Origin of the sequence: Chitinophaga sedimenti (assembly GCF_023156195.1) — a bacterium.
Classification (GTDB): Bacteria; Bacteroidota; Bacteroidia; order Chitinophagales; family Chitinophagaceae; genus Chitinophaga; species Chitinophaga sedimenti.
Genome location: NZ_JAKUKA010000001.1, coordinates 5,144,491 through 5,160,016, shown reverse-complemented (window position 1 = coordinate 5,160,016; position 15,526 = coordinate 5,144,491). Strand labels below are relative to the sequence as shown.

23 protein-coding genes and 1 pseudogene are annotated in these 15,526 nt (G+C 50.7%); 12 read left to right on the top strand and 12 right to left on the bottom strand.

Translation table 11 applies throughout. The features are described from left to right. Position 1: 1 nt before the first annotated feature. From MKQ70_RS29630 to MKQ70_RS29605, 6 genes and pseudogenes are all read left to right on the top strand, one after another. Entirely contained in the window at positions 2 to 211 is a 210-nt protein-coding gene (locus tag MKQ70_RS29630) for a hypothetical protein (RefSeq protein ID WP_248077841.1), read from the top strand. Next, on the top strand, positions 208 to 1,380 hold the full coding sequence (locus MKQ70_RS29625; protein WP_248077839.1) for a PorZ beta-propeller-like domain-containing protein: 1,173 nt from the start codon (positions 208 to 210) through the stop codon (positions 1,378 to 1,380). The genes MKQ70_RS29630 and MKQ70_RS29625 overlap by 4 nt, the downstream gene beginning before the upstream one ends. 31 nt (positions 1,381 to 1,411) lie before the next feature. Then, positions 1,412 to 2,026 (top strand): two-component regulator propeller domain-containing protein, encoded by a 615-nt coding sequence (locus tag MKQ70_RS29620; RefSeq protein WP_248077837.1) that lies wholly within the window; start codon positions 1,412 to 1,414, stop codon positions 2,024 to 2,026. Then, the gene (locus MKQ70_RS29615) at positions 2,023 to 2,217 is read left to right on the top strand and encodes a hypothetical protein (RefSeq protein WP_248077836.1); all 195 of its coding nucleotides are present in this window, start codon (positions 2,023 to 2,025) and stop codon (positions 2,215 to 2,217) included. Before MKQ70_RS29620 ends, MKQ70_RS29615 begins: the two co-directional genes overlap by 4 nt. Positions 2,218 to 2,232: 15 nt before the next feature. Then, positions 2,233 to 2,409 (top strand): annotated as a pseudogene (gene recO, locus MKQ70_RS29610) (DNA repair protein RecO); the annotation flags it as partial. A 101-nt stretch (positions 2,410 to 2,510) separates the two neighbouring features. Further along, positions 2,511 to 2,798 carry a DNA repair protein RecO C-terminal domain-containing protein gene (locus tag MKQ70_RS29605; protein WP_248077834.1) on the top strand — a complete coding sequence of 96 codons (288 nt, stop codon included), beginning with the start codon at positions 2,511 to 2,513 and terminating at the stop codon, positions 2,796 to 2,798. Positions 2,799 to 2,968: 170 nt separating this feature from the next. Here the strand turns inward: MKQ70_RS29605 and MKQ70_RS29600 are convergent, their stop codons facing one another. The 7 genes from MKQ70_RS29600 to rsfS all read right to left on the bottom strand — a co-directional run bounded on the left by MKQ70_RS29600 (position 2,969) and on the right by rsfS (position 6,812). After that, complete coding sequence (locus MKQ70_RS29600; protein WP_248077832.1) at positions 2,969 to 3,595, bottom strand: UDP-2,3-diacylglucosamine diphosphatase; 627 nt, start codon at positions 3,593 to 3,595, stop codon at positions 2,969 to 2,971. Further along, complete coding sequence (locus MKQ70_RS29595; RefSeq protein WP_248077830.1) at positions 3,595 to 3,744, bottom strand: hypothetical protein; 150 nt, start codon at positions 3,742 to 3,744, stop codon at positions 3,595 to 3,597. The genes MKQ70_RS29600 and MKQ70_RS29595 overlap by 1 nt, the downstream gene beginning before the upstream one ends. Positions 3,745 to 3,774: 30 nt before the next feature. Next, the gene (locus tag MKQ70_RS29590) at positions 3,775 to 4,410 is read right to left on the bottom strand and encodes a LutC/YkgG family protein (protein WP_248077828.1); all 636 of its coding nucleotides are present in this window, start codon (positions 4,408 to 4,410) and stop codon (positions 3,775 to 3,777) included. Positions 4,411 to 4,528: 118 nt separating this feature from the next. Beyond that, positions 4,529 to 5,023, bottom strand: coding sequence for an ATP-dependent metallopeptidase FtsH/Yme1/Tma family protein (locus MKQ70_RS29585; protein ID WP_248077825.1), 495 nt, complete (start codon positions 5,021 to 5,023; stop codon positions 4,529 to 4,531). Beyond that, the gene (locus MKQ70_RS29580) at positions 4,987 to 5,988 is read right to left on the bottom strand and encodes an ATP-dependent metallopeptidase FtsH/Yme1/Tma family protein (RefSeq protein WP_248077823.1); all 1,002 of its coding nucleotides are present in this window, start codon (positions 5,986 to 5,988) and stop codon (positions 4,987 to 4,989) included. Before MKQ70_RS29580 ends, MKQ70_RS29585 begins: the two co-directional genes overlap by 37 nt. Further along, complete coding sequence (locus MKQ70_RS29575; RefSeq protein ID WP_248077821.1) at positions 5,943 to 6,332, bottom strand: hypothetical protein; 390 nt, start codon at positions 6,330 to 6,332, stop codon at positions 5,943 to 5,945. The genes MKQ70_RS29580 and MKQ70_RS29575 overlap by 46 nt, the downstream gene beginning before the upstream one ends. Before the next feature lie 195 nt (positions 6,333 to 6,527). Continuing rightward, complete coding sequence (gene rsfS / locus MKQ70_RS29570; protein ID WP_248077813.1) at positions 6,528 to 6,812, bottom strand: ribosome silencing factor; 285 nt, start codon at positions 6,810 to 6,812, stop codon at positions 6,528 to 6,530. A gap of 284 nt (positions 6,813 to 7,096) precedes the next feature. Here rsfS and MKQ70_RS29565 point away from each other — a divergent pair, with 284 nt between their 5' ends. Beyond that, positions 7,097 to 7,840, top strand: a complete 744-nt coding sequence (locus MKQ70_RS29565; RefSeq protein WP_248077801.1) for a biotin--[acetyl-CoA-carboxylase] ligase — start codon at positions 7,097 to 7,099, stop codon at positions 7,838 to 7,840. A gap of 425 nt (positions 7,841 to 8,265) precedes the next feature. On the opposite strand, the gene MKQ70_RS29560 is transcribed toward MKQ70_RS29565, so the two are convergent. The 5 genes from MKQ70_RS29560 to MKQ70_RS29545 all read right to left on the bottom strand — a co-directional run bounded on the left by MKQ70_RS29560 (position 8,266) and on the right by MKQ70_RS29545 (position 10,837). Continuing rightward, positions 8,266 to 8,598, bottom strand: coding sequence for a translation initiation factor (locus MKQ70_RS29560; protein WP_248077799.1), 333 nt, complete (start codon positions 8,596 to 8,598; stop codon positions 8,266 to 8,268). Between the two features lie 10 nt (positions 8,599 to 8,608). Next, entirely contained in the window at positions 8,609 to 9,484 is an 876-nt protein-coding gene (locus tag MKQ70_RS29555) for a diacylglycerol/lipid kinase family protein (RefSeq protein ID WP_248077797.1), read from the bottom strand. Between the two features lie 16 nt (positions 9,485 to 9,500). Next, on the bottom strand, positions 9,501 to 10,157 hold the full coding sequence (gene nadC, locus MKQ70_RS29550) for a carboxylating nicotinate-nucleotide diphosphorylase (protein ID WP_308199249.1): 657 nt from the start codon (positions 10,155 to 10,157) through the stop codon (positions 9,501 to 9,503). Then, the gene (locus tag MKQ70_RS39995; RefSeq protein WP_282456866.1) at positions 10,157 to 10,348 is read right to left on the bottom strand and encodes a hypothetical protein; all 192 of its coding nucleotides are present in this window, start codon (positions 10,346 to 10,348) and stop codon (positions 10,157 to 10,159) included. The genes nadC and MKQ70_RS39995 overlap by 1 nt, the downstream gene beginning before the upstream one ends. 93 nt (positions 10,349 to 10,441) lie before the next feature. After that, positions 10,442 to 10,837: a DUF4783 domain-containing protein gene (locus tag MKQ70_RS29545; RefSeq protein ID WP_248077795.1), complete on the bottom strand. Its 396-nt coding sequence runs from the start codon at positions 10,835 to 10,837 to the stop codon at positions 10,442 to 10,444. 255 nt (positions 10,838 to 11,092) lie between these two features. On the opposite strand from MKQ70_RS29545, the gene gpmI reads away from it, so the two are divergent. From gpmI to MKQ70_RS29520, 5 genes are all read left to right on the top strand, one after another. Continuing rightward, complete coding sequence (gene gpmI / locus MKQ70_RS29540) at positions 11,093 to 12,616, top strand: 2,3-bisphosphoglycerate-independent phosphoglycerate mutase (protein ID WP_248077793.1); 1,524 nt, start codon at positions 11,093 to 11,095, stop codon at positions 12,614 to 12,616. Positions 12,617 to 12,972: 356 nt separating this feature from the next. Further along, positions 12,973 to 13,194, top strand: a complete 222-nt coding sequence (locus MKQ70_RS29535; protein ID WP_248077791.1) for a hypothetical protein — start codon at positions 12,973 to 12,975, stop codon at positions 13,192 to 13,194. Next, the gene (locus MKQ70_RS29530) at positions 13,191 to 13,994 is read left to right on the top strand and encodes an LVIVD repeat-containing protein (RefSeq protein WP_248077781.1); all 804 of its coding nucleotides are present in this window, start codon (positions 13,191 to 13,193) and stop codon (positions 13,992 to 13,994) included. The genes MKQ70_RS29535 and MKQ70_RS29530 overlap by 4 nt, the downstream gene beginning before the upstream one ends. A 485-nt stretch (positions 13,995 to 14,479) precedes the next feature. Then, positions 14,480 to 14,842, top strand: coding sequence for a hypothetical protein (locus MKQ70_RS29525; protein ID WP_248077780.1), 363 nt, complete (start codon positions 14,480 to 14,482; stop codon positions 14,840 to 14,842). Between the two features lie 110 nt (positions 14,843 to 14,952). Continuing rightward, positions 14,953 to 15,525, top strand: a complete 573-nt coding sequence (locus tag MKQ70_RS29520; protein WP_248077778.1) for a hypothetical protein — start codon at positions 14,953 to 14,955, stop codon at positions 15,523 to 15,525. Position 15,526 lies beyond the last annotated feature (1 nt).

The window sequence follows — 15,526 nt, the reverse complement described above, 5'->3', positions numbered from 1 at the left end:
CATGTACCGCACCCTTTTGCTGCTTCTCCTCACTACGGCGCATCTTACCACTGTCGCACAAACCGTACCGGTAGGCCACTGGCGTGAGCATCTGCCCTACCACCAGGTGACCGCCATCGCCGTTTCGCCCGCCACGGTGTACTGCGCTGCGAATTACGGTCTTTTTTCGGTAACGGTACCAGTCATGAAATCACCCGGTACAGCAAATTGAGCGGCTTACACGATGCGGGCATTTCCACAATTGCTTACCACGATAATTCCGCCGCCCTGGTCGTCGGTTACCGCAACGGTAACATTGATATTTTGCAGCGCGAAAATATCATTAATATCCCCGATTTACTGCGGAAACAAGTCAATGGTGATAAATCTATCTACCATATCAGCTTTTTCCAGGACAACGCCCTGCTATGCACCGGTTTTGGCGTAATGGTCTTAGACCTTGGCAAGAAGCAAATTGCGGCGACCTGGTATCCCGGCAACGGCGGCAATTTTACCAAAGTGAGCGCCCTGGCGCACGATGATACCTGGTGGTACGCCGCCACGGCCGAAGGGCTTAAACGCGCACCGCTGCAAGGCGCAAACCTCGCGAACTACGAAAGCTGGCAGGCCATGGAAGCTATGCCGGTGAGCGATATTGCCGCCGTCGGCAATACCGTCATTGGTCTGCGAAACGGGGCGCTATACCGCTGGCAGCAAACTGCCTGGCAGCCATGGGGGCCGGGCGGCATGTACCATGACATCAGTGTCAGTGGCAACCTGTTCACCATTACCGCTGCCAACCAGGTAATGATTACAAACACCGCCGGCATAGCGCAATCTACTTTGCAGCCCGGGGGCACGCCGTTACAGGCGCTCAGCAACGGCAGTATCACATACATCGCTGACAGTACGCGCGGGCTCGTGATTCACGACGATAACTATACGCCCATTTATCCCAATGCGCCCGACGATATAACCCTGGGCGACCTGCTCGTTGCCGGGAACACGCTCTGGGGCAGTGCAGGCGCGGTAACGGCCAACTGGCAGGCGACCGGCAGGACCGGGAAACTCTTCAAACTGGAAAATGAAGAATGGACGAATTACAACGACCTCCCCGCCGACCTGGTCACGCTGGCTTACACCCCGCGGGACAATAAGCTGTGGGCCGGCTCTTTCGGCGGTGGCCTGGTATCCATGCCCGATAAAACCATCTTTAAACAACCTTACATAGATGCTGCCCTTAACGACCTCACGGCTTACCGCGTAAGCGGCGCAGTGGCAGATAACGACGGCAACCTTTGGCTGGCCTGCTACGGCGCCAACCGCAACCTGGCGCTGCGCAAAAAGACGGTTCCTGGCAAAACTTTATCATCCCCTATTTTCTTGGTTCCAATGCCGTAGGACAGGTACTCGTCGATGATTACAATCAAAAATGGATCGTAGCCCCCGGGGGAACGGCCTAATCGTATACAACCACGGCGCGAACATAGACCTCCCGGCGGACGACAAATGGTTCATTTATCAAAGCGGCGCGGGCCGCGGCAACCTGCCCACCGACGATGTGCGCTGCGTGGCTAAAGATAAAAGTGGCTATATCTGGATCGGTACGGCGATGGGCGTGGCGGTGGTGCAGTGCGCACAGCAGGCTACGGCGGCGCAGGGCTGCGAGGCGTACATTCCCATTCTTCAACAGGGTAACTTCGCGGGCTATTTATTCCGCAACGAGCAGGTAAATACAATCGCCGTAGACGGCGCTGACCGCAAATGGGTAGGCACACAAAACGGCGTATGGCTGATTAGTCCGGCTGGCGATAAAATCATTGAACATTTTAACATGGAGAACAGTCCGCTGCTTTCCAACGAAGTGCGGAAAATTGTGGTGCATCCACGTACCGGCGAAGTCTTTTTGCTACCGGCGCAGGCCTGCTCAGTTACCGGGGTACGGCCACCGAAGGCGGCACCACGCATAATAAACAGGAAGTACTGGTATTTCCGAACCCGGTACCACCGGGCTACGGCGGCACCATCGCGATTAGGGGACTGGTGAGCAATGCGCTCGTAAAAATCACGGATATCAGCGGACGACTGGTGTTCCAAACCAGGGCCCAGGGCGGGCAGGCCGTATGGAGCGGGCAGGATTATACAGGACACCGGCCACAGAGCGGCGTATACCTGGTATTTTCATCCGACGATACAGGCGCAGAAAAGCTCGTTACAAAAATTGTGTTCATTCACTAATTTTGCCGCTTCACCATGTTGCATAAAACACCCGGCATTGTATTACGCGTCGTGAAGTACGGCGAAACCAGCGTTATCGTGAACATATTCACGGAGCTGTTCGGCGTGCAATCCTACATCGTAAACGGGGCGCGGTCGTCCAAACCCAAAGCCAGCAAGGGCAACCTGCTGCAACCGGGCAACATCCTCGACCTGGTGGTGTATCACCGGAAAACAAAGAACATCCAGCGGATTTCCGAGTACAAAATGTCCTATATATATACGGCGCTTCACACCAACATCGTAAAAATACGGTGGCGCTGTTTATCATTGAACTATTACAGAAATCGTTGCGGCAGCCGGAACATCAACCTGCATTGTTTTACTTTACCAGCACTACCTTACAGGCCCTCGATCTCTCCAGCACCGCCGTGGCGGCTAATATCCCCTTGTACTTTACGCTTAAGCTCGCGGAGCAGCTGGGCTTCCGCATCAACGGCCATTTTTCGGAATACACGCCGTTCCTCGATTTACAGGAAGGCATATACACCGACCTTCCCCCCACCATAACTATCACCTGGATCCCACCAACAGCGAACTGACCGACAGGCTGCTAAGTATCCCCAACACCACGGATCTGGACCAGGTGGCCATGAACAAAGAGCGCCGCCGCTTCCTGCTGTATGCGTACCTCGATTTCTTCCGCCTGCATCTTCCGGACTTTACGGAACTCAATTCGCCGCCAATCCTCCACGAAATCCTGGATTAACCGTCAGCTCGGGGCTCCTTCCTTGTAGTATTTTAATTCGGTAGTATTGCCATCGAACACGGCATAAGTGAAGTAATTGATCCAGTCGCCGAGGTTAATATAGCGGCTGTTTGCGCCCACTTCCAGGTCCAGCGGCAAATGCCGGTGCCCGAAAATGAAGTAATCGAAATGCTCTTTCTGTAATTGCTCCTTTGAATAAATGGCCAGCCATTCATTCTCTTCCCCTAAGAACTTTTCCAGCTCCATGCCCGTTTTCGCACGGCTCTTCCGGCTGAAATAATTAGCCACAGAAATGCCCCAGCTGGGGTGCAGGGCAGAAAACATCCAGCGGCAAACGGGATTACGGAAAACCTTTTTCAGGAATTTATAACCATGGTCGCCGGGGCCTAAGCCGTCGCCGTGACCAACGTAGAATTTCTTTCCGCCAATATTATACGTCTGCGGCTCGTAATATACAGGAATGTTCAGTTCATCTTCAAAATACCCGTCCATCCACATGTCGTGGTTGCCGATAAATACCGAAATGCCAATCCCTTTATCGGTCAGCTGCGCGAGTTTACCCAACAGGCGCGTATATCCTTTAGGAATGACGGTTTTATACTCGAACCAGAAATCGAAAATATCTCCCACTAAAAAATGTGAGCAGCATCCTGCTCCACCATTTCCAGCCATTGCAGGATGTATTTTTCCCGCGCACGGCTTTTCTCCGGCGTAGGTGCGCCGAGGTGAAAATCAGATGCGAAATAAACACGTTTGTTTAAAGGAAGTTCGATTTGCATGCGTGCAAAGATAGCGGAAGTACCCATTGTTTACTCGTCCAGCAGAAATACGTATACTTCTTTTGGGCCGTGTACACCGACTACCAGCGTTTTTTCAATATCCGCCGTGCGGCTCGGGCCTGTTGCCAGCGTGATCTGCGAGGGCAGATTTTCGCCGTAACGTTCCTTTAGTTTAAGGATGCCGTCGCGAATGTCGAATACTAATTGATGGGTGAAAGCGATGACGATGTGCACCGGTGTGTACACGGGGAGTACCCGTCCGGATGGCTGTGCAGAAGTAAGGATAATGCTGCCGGTACGGGCTACCAGCAGTTCGCAGTCGGTAATCGACGCATCCATATCATCCAGTTCGCCCGCGTTCAGAAACGGCGGGTTATATGGCGCCAACATGTTCAGCAGCGAGGGAGTAGCACAAATAATATTGCTCCACTCGTTATGATCAACAAGCGCCTGCAGGTTATCTGCCAGTTCTGCCCTTGACGGACAATAGACAAACTTACCCTGCAGGCGACTAAATTCTTCAGCAAATTTCAGCTCCAGGCCGTCGTGTTCCGTAACAAATACGGAACTGTTACCCTCCGCGTTCGGGAATGGCAGCTGAACCGGCTGGCTCAGCGCATTCCGGACTTTCTTCAATATATTTTCCTTGGCCGGGGATACTTTCATTATTCAGTTACGTTAACCGGGGAAGGATTGATGATATCCGAAGGATGTACACCATCGGTGGTCAGCCCTTCTTTTCCAAGTTGATGTTCTTTGTGTGTATCGTAAGGACGTTTGCCGATCAGGCGCTCCAGGTCGTCTTTGTAGAGTACTTCTTTTTTTTCAGCAGCTCTTCCGCCAGTTTCTTCACATCGCCCAGTTTTTCCGTCAGCATGCCTTTGGTGCGAACGTAGGCCTCGTCGATCAGTTTACGCACTTCTTCATCGATCAGTTTCGCCGTTTCCTCAGAATAAGGTTTGGTAAAGGCCTGGTCGCTGTTAGGATCGTAGAAGGATACGTTACCTACTTTATCATTCATACCGTACACGGTTACCATGGCGTAAGCCATACGGGTAATTACCTGCAGGTCGTTCTGTGCACCGGTACTCACTTTACCGAATACGATCTCTTCTACCGCGCGGCCGCCAAGGGTCATGCAGATATCGTCCATCAGTTGTTCGGTGTTATAGAGGTATTGTTCTTTCGGAAGGTATTGCGCATAACCCAGCGCAGCAACACCACGCGGTACGATGGTCACCTTCACGAGCGGATTGGCATGCTCCGGTACCAGCCGCAAATAGCGTGACCGGCTTCGTGGTAGGCAATGATTTCCTTTTCTTCCGGGGAAATGATCTTGTTCTTTTTCTCCAGGCCACCGATTACCCGGTCAATCGCGTCGTTAAAGTCATCCATTTCCACTTCGGTTTTGCCTTTACGGGCAGCGATCAGCGCGGCTTCGTTACAAACGTTCGCGATGTCGGCGCCGGCGAAACCCGGGGTCATGGAAGCCAGTTTTTTAATATCGAGGTTAGCCGATTTCTTAATCGGTTTCAGGTGTACTTCGAAGATGTGTTCGCGACCGTTCAGATCGGGTTTGTCGATGGAGATCTGGCGGTCGAAACGGCCGGGGCGCAGCAGGGCGCTATCCAGTACATCCGGGCGGTTGGTGGCAGCCAGGATGATGATCCCGCTGTCGGTACCGAAACCGTCCATTTCCACGAGCAGCTGGTTCAGCGTGTTTTCGCGCTCGTCATTGCTCATCATCACGTTTTTACCACGGGCGCGGCCAATCGCATCTATCTCATCAATAAAGATGATACAGGGTGCTTTTTCACGGGCTTGTTTGAACAGGTCACGTACACGGCTGGCGCCTACACCTACGAAGAGCTCCACGAAGTCGGAACCGGACATAGAGAAGAAGGGCACCTGCGCTTCACCGGCCATGGCCTTGGCGAGCAGGGTTTTACCCGTACCCGGAGGACCTACCAGCAGCGCGCCTTTTGGTATTTTACCACCCAGAGAGGTGTATTTTTTCGGATTTTTCAGGAAGTCCACGATTTCCATTACCTCCACTTTTGCTTCGTCCAGGCCGGCAACATCATTAAATGTGATGTTAACACGGGTGCCTTTATCGAACAGGGTGGCTTTAGATTTACCGATGTTGAAGATGCCGCCCGGACCGCCGCTTCCGCCTGCGGGACCGCCCATTTTACGCATCAGCAGTATCCACAAACCAATGATGAGGATAAGCGGCAGTAACAAGGGGGCAAACTGATCGAACCAGTTCGCTTTGTCATCATAAAAATATCTACAGGGGCGGTACCGGGCGGCAGGGCTTCCTGCGCGCGGTCCATCTTTTTATTAAAATCTTCTATAGAACCAATGCTGATGGTAAAGTGAGGACCGGGGTTTTCAGATCCGAAGCGGTTTTTGTTCACCTTATCGAATTTGGGGTCTTTCAGCTTATCCTTTTTGATATATACCTCAACATATCGCTTGTTAACGACAACGAGCTTATCTACATCACCCGCTTTCAGGTACTTCTGGTCGAACTGCTCAAAGCTGATCGGTTCGACGCCGCTGCGCGAGTTATATATAAGGTTCATTGCAAGAAAGGCAATACCAATAAAGGCATATACCCAGTATATATTGAACTTTGGTCCTTTTTTTTGGAGATTTTTCTGATCCCTTTGAGTAATTGTTGCCTCCTTTTTCCATGTGCTTCGCTCCTTAGCGCGTTTTTTTATGCAATCAGTATTATTATAAATGATATTAAGGCTATTTTGTTCAACCGGCAGCCATTAACCCAGGTGCTCCATCCGCTCCGCATCGCTCCACATCTCTTCGAGATTGTAGAATTTCCGCGTTTCCGGCTGAAATACGTGCACAACAACGTTTACATAATCCACGATAATCCATTGCTGTCCAGTGTACCCCTCGTGCTTGTAAGGAGATTCGTCCGTTTGCTTCTGCACTTCATCCTCAACAAAGTCTGCGATTGCTTTAATCTGGTTAGTGGAGTTGGCCTCACATAAGATAAAGAAATCGGCGACTGCTTCAGGGATTTTGCGCAGATCGAGAGACACGATGTTCTCGCCTTTTTTTTCTGGATGGCCTTTATGATGGTTGTAAAAATCTTACTGTTCCTTGTGATGCGGTTACCCGCCTTTTTCCTCGTATTCAGAATGGTTAAGGGTGCCAATAAATTCCTTGTTTTCGTTAAAAATAATCTTTAATTACCAAAATTACTAAAACAATAGCTGAAATAGTGGTATGCGTAATGGGGTAAAACATTCAATCAGCCCCCGGCCACACTTTCGGAAATGTTAAATTCACTTACTTTGTCTTTTTAACAAAACAAACGACCTCAGTGATAGGAGATCATTTTCATGTTTTAGCCAGTGTAGACAGCACCAATAACTATGCCATGGCCCGTCTGAACGAAGGCCCCGTGGCAGAAGGCACCTCCTGGTTTGCCATGGAGCAAACCGCCGGAAAAGGACAACGCGGAAAGGTATGGCATAGTGCGCCCGGCGAAAACCTCCTGCTCACAACCGTGTTGCAGCCCGCTATACCGCTTACCGACCAGTTTATGCTGAGCGTGGCCATATCCCTGGGCGCCTGCGATTTCTTTTCGAAATATGCAGGTGACGAAACCCGCATTAAGTGGAGCAATGATACTTACTGGCGTGACAGAAAGGCAGCCGGCATGCTCATCGAAAATGTACTCCGCGGCAACATCTGGCAATATGCCATTGTAGGCATCGGCTTCAACATTAACACCGGTCATTTCCCCGAACACCTCACCAAAGCCGTATCACTGCGGCAAATCACCGGCCGCGAATGGGACGCGATCGAACTGGCAAAGGACCTTTGCCGCTGTTTCGACCGCCGCTATCGCCAACTGGAACCTGCCCGTTACAACGACCTGCTTAGCGAATACAAAAGCAAACTGCTGCGCTTTAATGAAACCGCCCTGTACCGGCAAAACGGAGAGCTTTTCGAAGCCACCATCACGGACGTATTGCTCGACGGAAGACTGCGCCTCGAAAAAAACGATCAACAAATACTTGAACCCGGGTTTGGTGAGATTGAATTTGTATTTACGAAGTGATTTATTTGGTCCGCCTGCTTTGGAGAAGCATGCTTCTCCAAAGTTTTCAGGCGTAGGGGCGTTATAAATTTTGGTTGATAAAGTGGAAGGACTTCCAAGATGCCCATTCTTTTTAAATTTTACAAATCAAAAACTGCAACATTTTTGCATTTTTGTTAACGATTTCATCACAATGCCTTAACAACATTGATTTATTACTATCATTAATAATATTAGTTTTTTAAAGAAAAAGTCCGGTAACCGGAACAGTTCGATGGATTTTTGCAAAAAATCGGCCAGTCATCACAAAAACAAAAAACAGATGCACTTCAACCACACATTACATAAAATCACACACCGATAACAAGTACCATACTCATCCGCCGGAACGCAAAAGGGGCGACCCGAACGGATCACCCCCTCTTTCTTCAAATATTTTTTATTGACTATTTCGCGTGATATCCCCAATCCTGCAGCCATTTTATCACCTTCTCCCGATAATCGCCCTGCACCAGTATCACACCGTCTTTAGCACTACCGCCGGCACCACACTTGGTTTTCAGGTCTTTACCCAACTTTTCAAGATCCTCCGCCTTACCCACGAAGCCTTCCACTAACGTCACCACCTTACCGGCACGCTGCTTCTTGTCCAGCAACACTTTCAGCCGCTGCTGACCGGGCGCCAGCGTATCCTGCTCCTCTTCGGGACCGTTATCGAATGAGAAATCGGGGTTGGTGGAGTACACAATCCCGCCAGGGTTATTTTTCTTCTTATTCATTACCTTTTATTTATGGTACAATAATACGCAATGCCGCCGGAACAACATGGAAGCGCACTTCCCGTCCTTTCAGCTCCACGGCATCGCCATCAACCTGCAAACTATCGAGGCCGGGACTGCTCACGACAATCTCCTTACCGCGCTCATGCTGCATGTAGCGGCTTTTATGAATATTCCCTGCCAGCGACCGGATACTGATCGGCAACAGGTCCCAGAAACGAACGGGCTTTACAATACAAACATCCAGCACCCCATCGAACACGTTTGCCGGTGGCGCAATCTTGAACTCGTAGCCGAATTGGTTGCCATTGGCTACTGTTAGCAGGAAAGCAGGTGTTTTCTGCGCGCTGCCATCGATCTGCATATCGTACGCCTCGGGCCGGTAACGGCGGAAGTAGCTAAGAATGAGCCGCGCGTAGTTCACAAGGCCCCGCTTTTTGCTGTGCCGGAACCGGTCTGCGATCAAGGCATCAAAACCCACGCCGGCATTGCTTAAAAACAGGTATTCATTAGCATACCCCACATCCATGGGCAGCTGCTTGTTAGCCGCCACCAGCTGGAGCGCCTTCGGCACATCCAGCGGAATTTTCAGGGCGCGGGCCAGCCCGTTACCACTGCCGCGGGGCACAATAGCCAGTGCCGTGGATCCGCCTACCAGCCCCTGCGCAATTTCGTTAATGGAGCCGTCGCCACCTACAGCCACCACCACGTGCACGCCGTCGCGCACGGCTTCCCGGGCCAGGTCGGCGCCATGGCCCAGGTATTCCAGGTGACGGGTATTTACTTCAAACTGGTTTTCGGGCAGGTAACGCTGTACGTGCTGCTCCATCCGCTTTTCGCGATCGGTACCAGCCTTACGGTTAATAATGATGAGGATCTTTTTCAAGAAAATAGGTTTGCGTTTATTGCGTAACCGCTTTCAGACTTAGGTCAAGGCTTACAGCATGGTGTATGATCGCGCCAACGGAAATGAAGTCCACCCCGGTTTTGGCGTAGTCTTCCAGGTTGGCCAGCGTAATACCGCCCGAAGCCTCCGTTTCGTAACGCCCCTGGATTAACGCCAGCGCCTCCGTAATGCGGGCGGGCGGATAGTTGTCGAGCATAATGCGCTGCACCTGTCCCACCTTCAACACTTCCTCCACATCGGCCAGGGTACGGGTTTCTACTTCGATTTGCAGGGGCAGGTTGTTCGCCTTCAGGTACGCCACTGTACGCTCTACCGCCGCAGTAATGCCGCCGGCGAAGTCGATGTGATTATCTTTCAGCATTACCATATCGTACAATCCCATCCGGTGATTAACGCCGCCGCCGATGCGCACGGCCTCTTTTTCCAGCATGCGGAAGTTGGGCGTGGTTTTGCGGGTATCCGGGATCCGGGTATGATAACCTTTCAGCTTATCGGTATAGGTGCGGGTAAGCGTGGCGATGCCGCTCATGCGCTGCATACAGTTCAGCGCCAGGCGCTCGCCGGAGAGCAGCGCATGTACCGTGGCGCTCACCTCAAACGCAGTTTCGCCGTATTTCATGTCATCGCCATCCTTCTTAAAGGGCGTAAACACTACTTCTGAATCCGGCGGCGGAAAATAGCCTCAGCCACTTCCATACCGGCCAGTACGCCATCTTCCTTAATCTTTAATACGGCCTTGCCCCTTTCGGCGGCGGGAATACAGGCCAGTGTACTGTGATCGCCGGTACCAATATCTTCGGCCAGTGCGGCCGTAATAAAAGCGCTGAGTGCTTGCTCGTTCATAATCCTTCTTTTGATCGCGGGCCCAAAAATAAAAAGTGCTCCGCAATTTAAGCGAAGCACCCGGGGCTTTTACAATTAATTTCAACTTTTGGTTTATTTATTCTCGAATTTAAGCTCGTTAAGTACGGTGTTGTTACCCTTTTTCATCAGGTAGATGGTAGTACGGTAATTACCGCCGCCGCTGGCCACGTTGGCTACTGCCATCACGGAGCCATTGCCGCTTTCCACTTTATGGATCACTTCGACTGTTTTCACCTGGTTTTTACCGAAAAAATCCTTGAGGATAATTTCCGCCTGCGCCTTGCTGTAAGAGGCGGATTTACCACCGATGGTAATGTCAATAGAGTTATCCATGTAACGGGACAATCCAGCCGCGTCGCTCTTTTTGATTGCACCGACCACATCGTCGAATGGCCCTGCGAACAGTGTGAATGCGGAGAACATTCCTACTACCAGAAGGGAAGCCAGTGCAAAAAATATCTTTTTCATGTCCGTTCTTTTAATATACTTTTTATCGGTTACTTGAGACGCCAAAAGCATGCCAAACACAGCATCAGCTTACAAAATAGCACTATTGTGCTATATAAATCAGCGTTCAATTTATAGAAACTATTTGGCATGTAATAGATCAGGGCCGTGAAAGCCTCATATTTTTTAGCGTAGGCAAACATTCACGTGATGAACGCTGTTTTTTTTTCTAATTTCACGACCTCATATTAAAATATAAAAAGCCTGGGATATTGTATGGAAAATAAGAAAGCAATCCTGATCATTATGGATGGCTGGGGCCTGGGCAAAGTGCCTGCCGCCGACGCCATTTCACACGCGAAAACGCCTTTTGTAAGCGCTTTATACCAACAATATCCGCATAGCACCCTGATCACCTGCGGCGAAGACGTAGGTTTGCCGGAAGGCCAGATGGGCAACTCCGAAGTGGGCCACCTGAACCTGGGCGCAGGCCGTATTGTTTACCGGGAACTGCAACGCATCAATGTGGCCGTACGCACCGGCGAACTGGCTGCCAACGGGCAGCTGCAAAACGCGCTTAACTACGCACTTAATAACAACAAAGCCCTGCACCTGATAGGCCTTGTGAGCGATGGCGGCGTACACTCGCACATCAATCACCTGAAGGCCCTTACGCAGATCGCGAAGGAAAAAGGCCTCACCAACGTATTTATACACGCCTTTACCGACGGTCGCGATACCGATCCCAAAGGCGGCCTGGGCTACCTGGAAGACCTGCTTCCCCACCTCGCCGCTACTACCGGCAAACTGGCCACCATTACCGGCCGTTACTACGCGATGGACCGCGACAAACGCTGGGAGCGCGTAAAACTGGCTTACGATGCCATGGTACACGGCACCGGTACTTACACCCAGAACCCGATCACCGCCGTTAAAGCCTCTTATGCCGAAGGCGTTACGGACGAGTTCATCAAACCGATCATCGTTTCAGAAGACGGCCAGAAGCCACTTACAACTATACAGCCCGGCGACGCCGTGATCTGCTTCAACTTCCGCACCGACCGGTGCCGCGAAATCACGCAGGTACTCACGCAGGAACCGTTTGCCGACTTCGGCATGTACCCGCTGGCGCTCAACTACACTACCATGACCGAGTACGACAAATCGTACAAAGGCGTGCACGTTATTTTTGAGAACGACAACCTGACCATGACGCTGGGCGAAGTGCTGGAACAAAATAACCGCACACAGATCCGCATCGCGGAAACTGAAAAATACCCGCACGTATCGTTCTTCTTCTCCGGCGGCCGCGAAGCGGAATTCGTGGGCGAACGAAGACTGCTGGCGCCTTCTCCGAAAGTGGCCACGTACGACCTGCAACCCGAAATGAGCGCCAACCAGATCGCCGACATGATTGTACCCGAGCTGGAAGCCAAAAGCGCTGACTTCGTGGTACTTAACTTCGCGAATGCGGACATGGTGGGCCATACCGGCGTTTGGCCGGCAGTAGTAAAAGCCGTTGAAACCGTAGACGCCTGCGTAGCGCGCGTTGTAACCGCCGCCCTGGCTAGCGACTACACCGTGTTCCTCACCGCCGACCATGGCAACGCCGACTTCATGGTAAACGAAGACGGTACGCCGAACACCGCGCACTCCCTGAACCTGGTGCCGCTGTTCATCATCAACAAAGACTTCAGAGGCCCTGTAAAAAGCGGCAAACTGGGCGATATCGCACCCACCATTTTGCACTTCATGGGCTTGCCGGTTCCGAAAGAAATGACCGGTAACATCCTCGTATAACGTTTACAAAAATACGTTCGTAAAGCCCCGGCAGTTCATGACCGGGGCTTTTTTAACTAACTCGCTGTTGATTAAGCAGTTAGACACCTTTGAGCCACTCCTTCAGCCAAACCACGGCAGTTGTTCTCTCCCCTTTCGTTACCTCTTTGATGAAGGCAATAATAAGAGCATCCCCAGGGGATCGTAACTAACTGTAACTAAAATCCGGCTGTTTACTACTGAAACAGGTCGATTTCAGTAACAATCCAGTAACCATCCAGTTAAGATCCTCTTAAGATCCTCATACAGAACGGGATTTTTTCGCTACCTGTAACTTTTACTTCTCCTCCCCCGTTTAACAAGCAAATTATCCCCTCATGCAAGCTCTTTACAAATCATGGCTGCTTTTTGCAGCAGTCGCAATTGGGATTAGTCACCAGGGATGTGTAAAAGACAAGTGCAAGACAACCGTTACGCTCACGATGTACACGCCGGTATTGAAGGCTACCGCCGATGTCCGTGCGGAATACCAGATTCAGGCTCCCGCGGAAATAGCTGCGCCGGGGAAAATTTACATGAAAGGCAACTATATTTTTTGAACGAGCTGAATAAGGGTATCCACGTTATTGATAACAGTAATCCTTCGAAGCCAAGAAATATTTCATTCATTAACATCCCTGGAAACGTAGATCTGGCCATTACGGGCAATACCCTGTATGCAGACAGTTACATGGATCTTTTGGTCTTTGACATCAGCAACCCTGCTGCACCGCAGTTGAAAAACCGGTCAGACTTTGCCTTTACGACCGCGTATCAGTACCGGTTCACCGACAGCCGCGATACGTTAATCACCGGCTACGCACCGCGTGATACAACGTACGAACAAGAATGTTCAGGCCCGCTTGTGTACGTATGTTACGATGGTTTTTATTATTCCAGCGCCAGCGGCGGACAGGCACTGAACAGCGCCAGCAGCAATAGCGGCGGTGGAGGCATTACCAAAGGCGGTTCCATGGCGCGGTTTACGGTGATGAACCAAACATTATACACCATCGACCAACATACGATTCACGCCTTTGATATTGCACAACCGCAAAACCCGGTACTGTCGACCAGTACGCCTATGCCGTTCGGCATTGAAACACTGTTCCCCTACAAACAATACCTGTTCGTAGGCGCTTCAACGGGCATGTACATCATGGATGCTGCCAGCCCTAAAGCGCCGGTACTGAAAGGCCGCTTTGAACATATGCGGGCATGCGATCCGGTGGTAGTAGAAAATGATGTGGCCTATGTGACGTTGCGCAATGGCAACACTTGTACGGGCACCGCCAATCAGCTGGATGTGCTGGATGTAAAAACATCACACAACCTAAGCGGATTAAAACATACGAGATGAAAATCCATGGGGACTGGGTATTGATAACGGACGACTGTTTATCTGCGAAGGAAAATCAGGATTAAAGTTTTTAGACGCCAGCAATACTTTAGACATAAAGACCGTTAAATGGCTCGAAGGCCTCGAAACTTATGACGTGATCCCACATGATAATTTATTACTGGTAAGTGCACTGGATGGATTATATCAATACGATTACAAGAACTTGAACAACCCGGTTTTATTGAGTAAAATCGCTATAACCAGCAAGCATTAACAACGATGACACGTGTTTTTATCCTTGTACTGCTTTTCTTGTTCGCGTATACTAACAGTCAGGCACAAACGCCTGCAGTGAAGCGGAAAAATGTTCTTTATAATATTACGGAAACAGGCATGCTTTACGGAAATGCCGGAGGCGATGCCGGGATCGTGATTAAAAGCGCTCTCGGTTATCGTTTCCACAAGCACTACTCCGCAGGTATCGGGGCCGGCTTCCGGAATTCATGTTGTTCAAGGTAGACGACCGTAACCTGAACAAACTAAATGGCTGGATGGTAAATGCCGACCTGCGTTATTATATACTCGATAAAAAAATAACGCCGTTCATTTATGGAAATCCGGGAATCCTGCATCTTACTACGATGACCATTGATTACACGAAGTGGGAACCGGCAACGTTCGCCCCCTTTGTGGACCTGGGAATCGGTACGGCGTTTCACTGGAACGAGCGTAACGCCTTCCTGCTGAGTATTGGTTACCAGTACGCAGCCACCAAAGGGGAGGCAAGAGAACAGGTGGCAGACTACAAACGAACAATTGAATATAATATTAACCGGTTTGCCTTTAAAATCGGTGTAACGCTTTAGTGCTCTCGACAGATTTGCTCATGCATCAGATGCGCCGTCTCAACGGCGCATTATTTTTTCAGTACATGTTAACACCGCCGGTGCGCCGGTTTTCCCTTAATTTTGTGGCTATGAGATCAATAGCCCGGTTATCGCTGATGGGTACGCTGATGGGGTTGGCCGCCTGTACCGGCACGGAGCAGCAGGCACAACCTACAGGCAGCTACCGGAACCTGAAACAGATATTTAAAGAAGAGGCAGCCAAAGTGGAGCAGCAACGTCCCGCCGTCACCAAAACAGTGCGGCTGAACGGCACTACCAGCACCACTACCCTGGCAGATACCGCCAGTCTCCCGGCGCTGTTCCAGCCATTTATGGAAGCGGATATCAGTAAGCCATCGCTGCAGGACGCCTACAGCGAGGCTAAAATCGCCAATGAGTTTAATGGCGATACTTCCGTGATGTACATGGCAAAAGGCAACCAGGGCCGGCCCTCGCAGGTGATACTGAATATAGGCCGGGACAGGCAGCTGCGTTCGGCCGACATTACATCGGCAGCAAACAACCTGCTGTACCGGTTTAAACAGGAGTTGCATTACGAGCGCAACAAAGGAATCCGCATCACCACGGTACAAAAAGTAGCGTTCCTGGCGGAAGAAGAAATGGAAGTGAACGTGCAGTTTGGCGCGCAAAACAAGGAGTAAT

Excerpts from the sequence above, each read along its gene's own strand:
- MKQ70_RS29525 (WP_248077780.1), top strand. The coding sequence starts at position 14,480 with ATGTTGTTCAAGGTAGACGACCGTAACCTGAACAAACTAAATGGCTGG.
- MKQ70_RS29560 (WP_248077799.1), bottom strand. The coding sequence starts at position 8,598 with ATGAATAAGAAGAAAAATAACCCTGGCGGGATTGTGTACTCCACCAAC.
- MKQ70_RS29520 (WP_248077778.1), top strand. The coding sequence starts at position 14,953 with ATGAGATCAATAGCCCGGTTATCGCTGATGGGTACGCTGATGGGGTTG.
- MKQ70_RS29575 (WP_248077821.1), bottom strand. The coding sequence starts at position 6,332 with ATGAACCTTATATATAACTCGCGCAGCGGCGTCGAACCGATCAGCTTT.
- MKQ70_RS29590 (WP_248077828.1), bottom strand. The coding sequence starts at position 4,410 with ATGAAAGTATCCCCGGCCAAGGAAAATATATTGAAGAAAGTCCGGAAT.
- MKQ70_RS29630 (WP_248077841.1), top strand. The coding sequence starts at position 2 with ATGTACCGCACCCTTTTGCTGCTTCTCCTCACTACGGCGCATCTTACC.
- gpmI (WP_248077793.1), top strand. The coding sequence starts at position 11,093 with ATGGAAAATAAGAAAGCAATCCTGATCATTATGGATGGCTGGGGCCTG.
- MKQ70_RS29620 (WP_248077837.1), top strand. The coding sequence starts at position 1,412 with ATGGATCGTAGCCCCCGGGGGAACGGCCTAATCGTATACAACCACGGC.
- MKQ70_RS29595 (WP_248077830.1), bottom strand. The coding sequence starts at position 3,744 with ATGCAAATCGAACTTCCTTTAAACAAACGTGTTTATTTCGCATCTGAT.
- MKQ70_RS29535 (WP_248077791.1), top strand. The coding sequence starts at position 12,973 with ATGCAAGCTCTTTACAAATCATGGCTGCTTTTTGCAGCAGTCGCAATT.
- MKQ70_RS29545 (WP_248077795.1), bottom strand. The coding sequence starts at position 10,837 with ATGAAAAAGATATTTTTTGCACTGGCTTCCCTTCTGGTAGTAGGAATG.
- MKQ70_RS39995 (WP_282456866.1), bottom strand. The coding sequence starts at position 10,348 with ATGAACGAGCAAGCACTCAGCGCTTTTATTACGGCCGCACTGGCCGAA.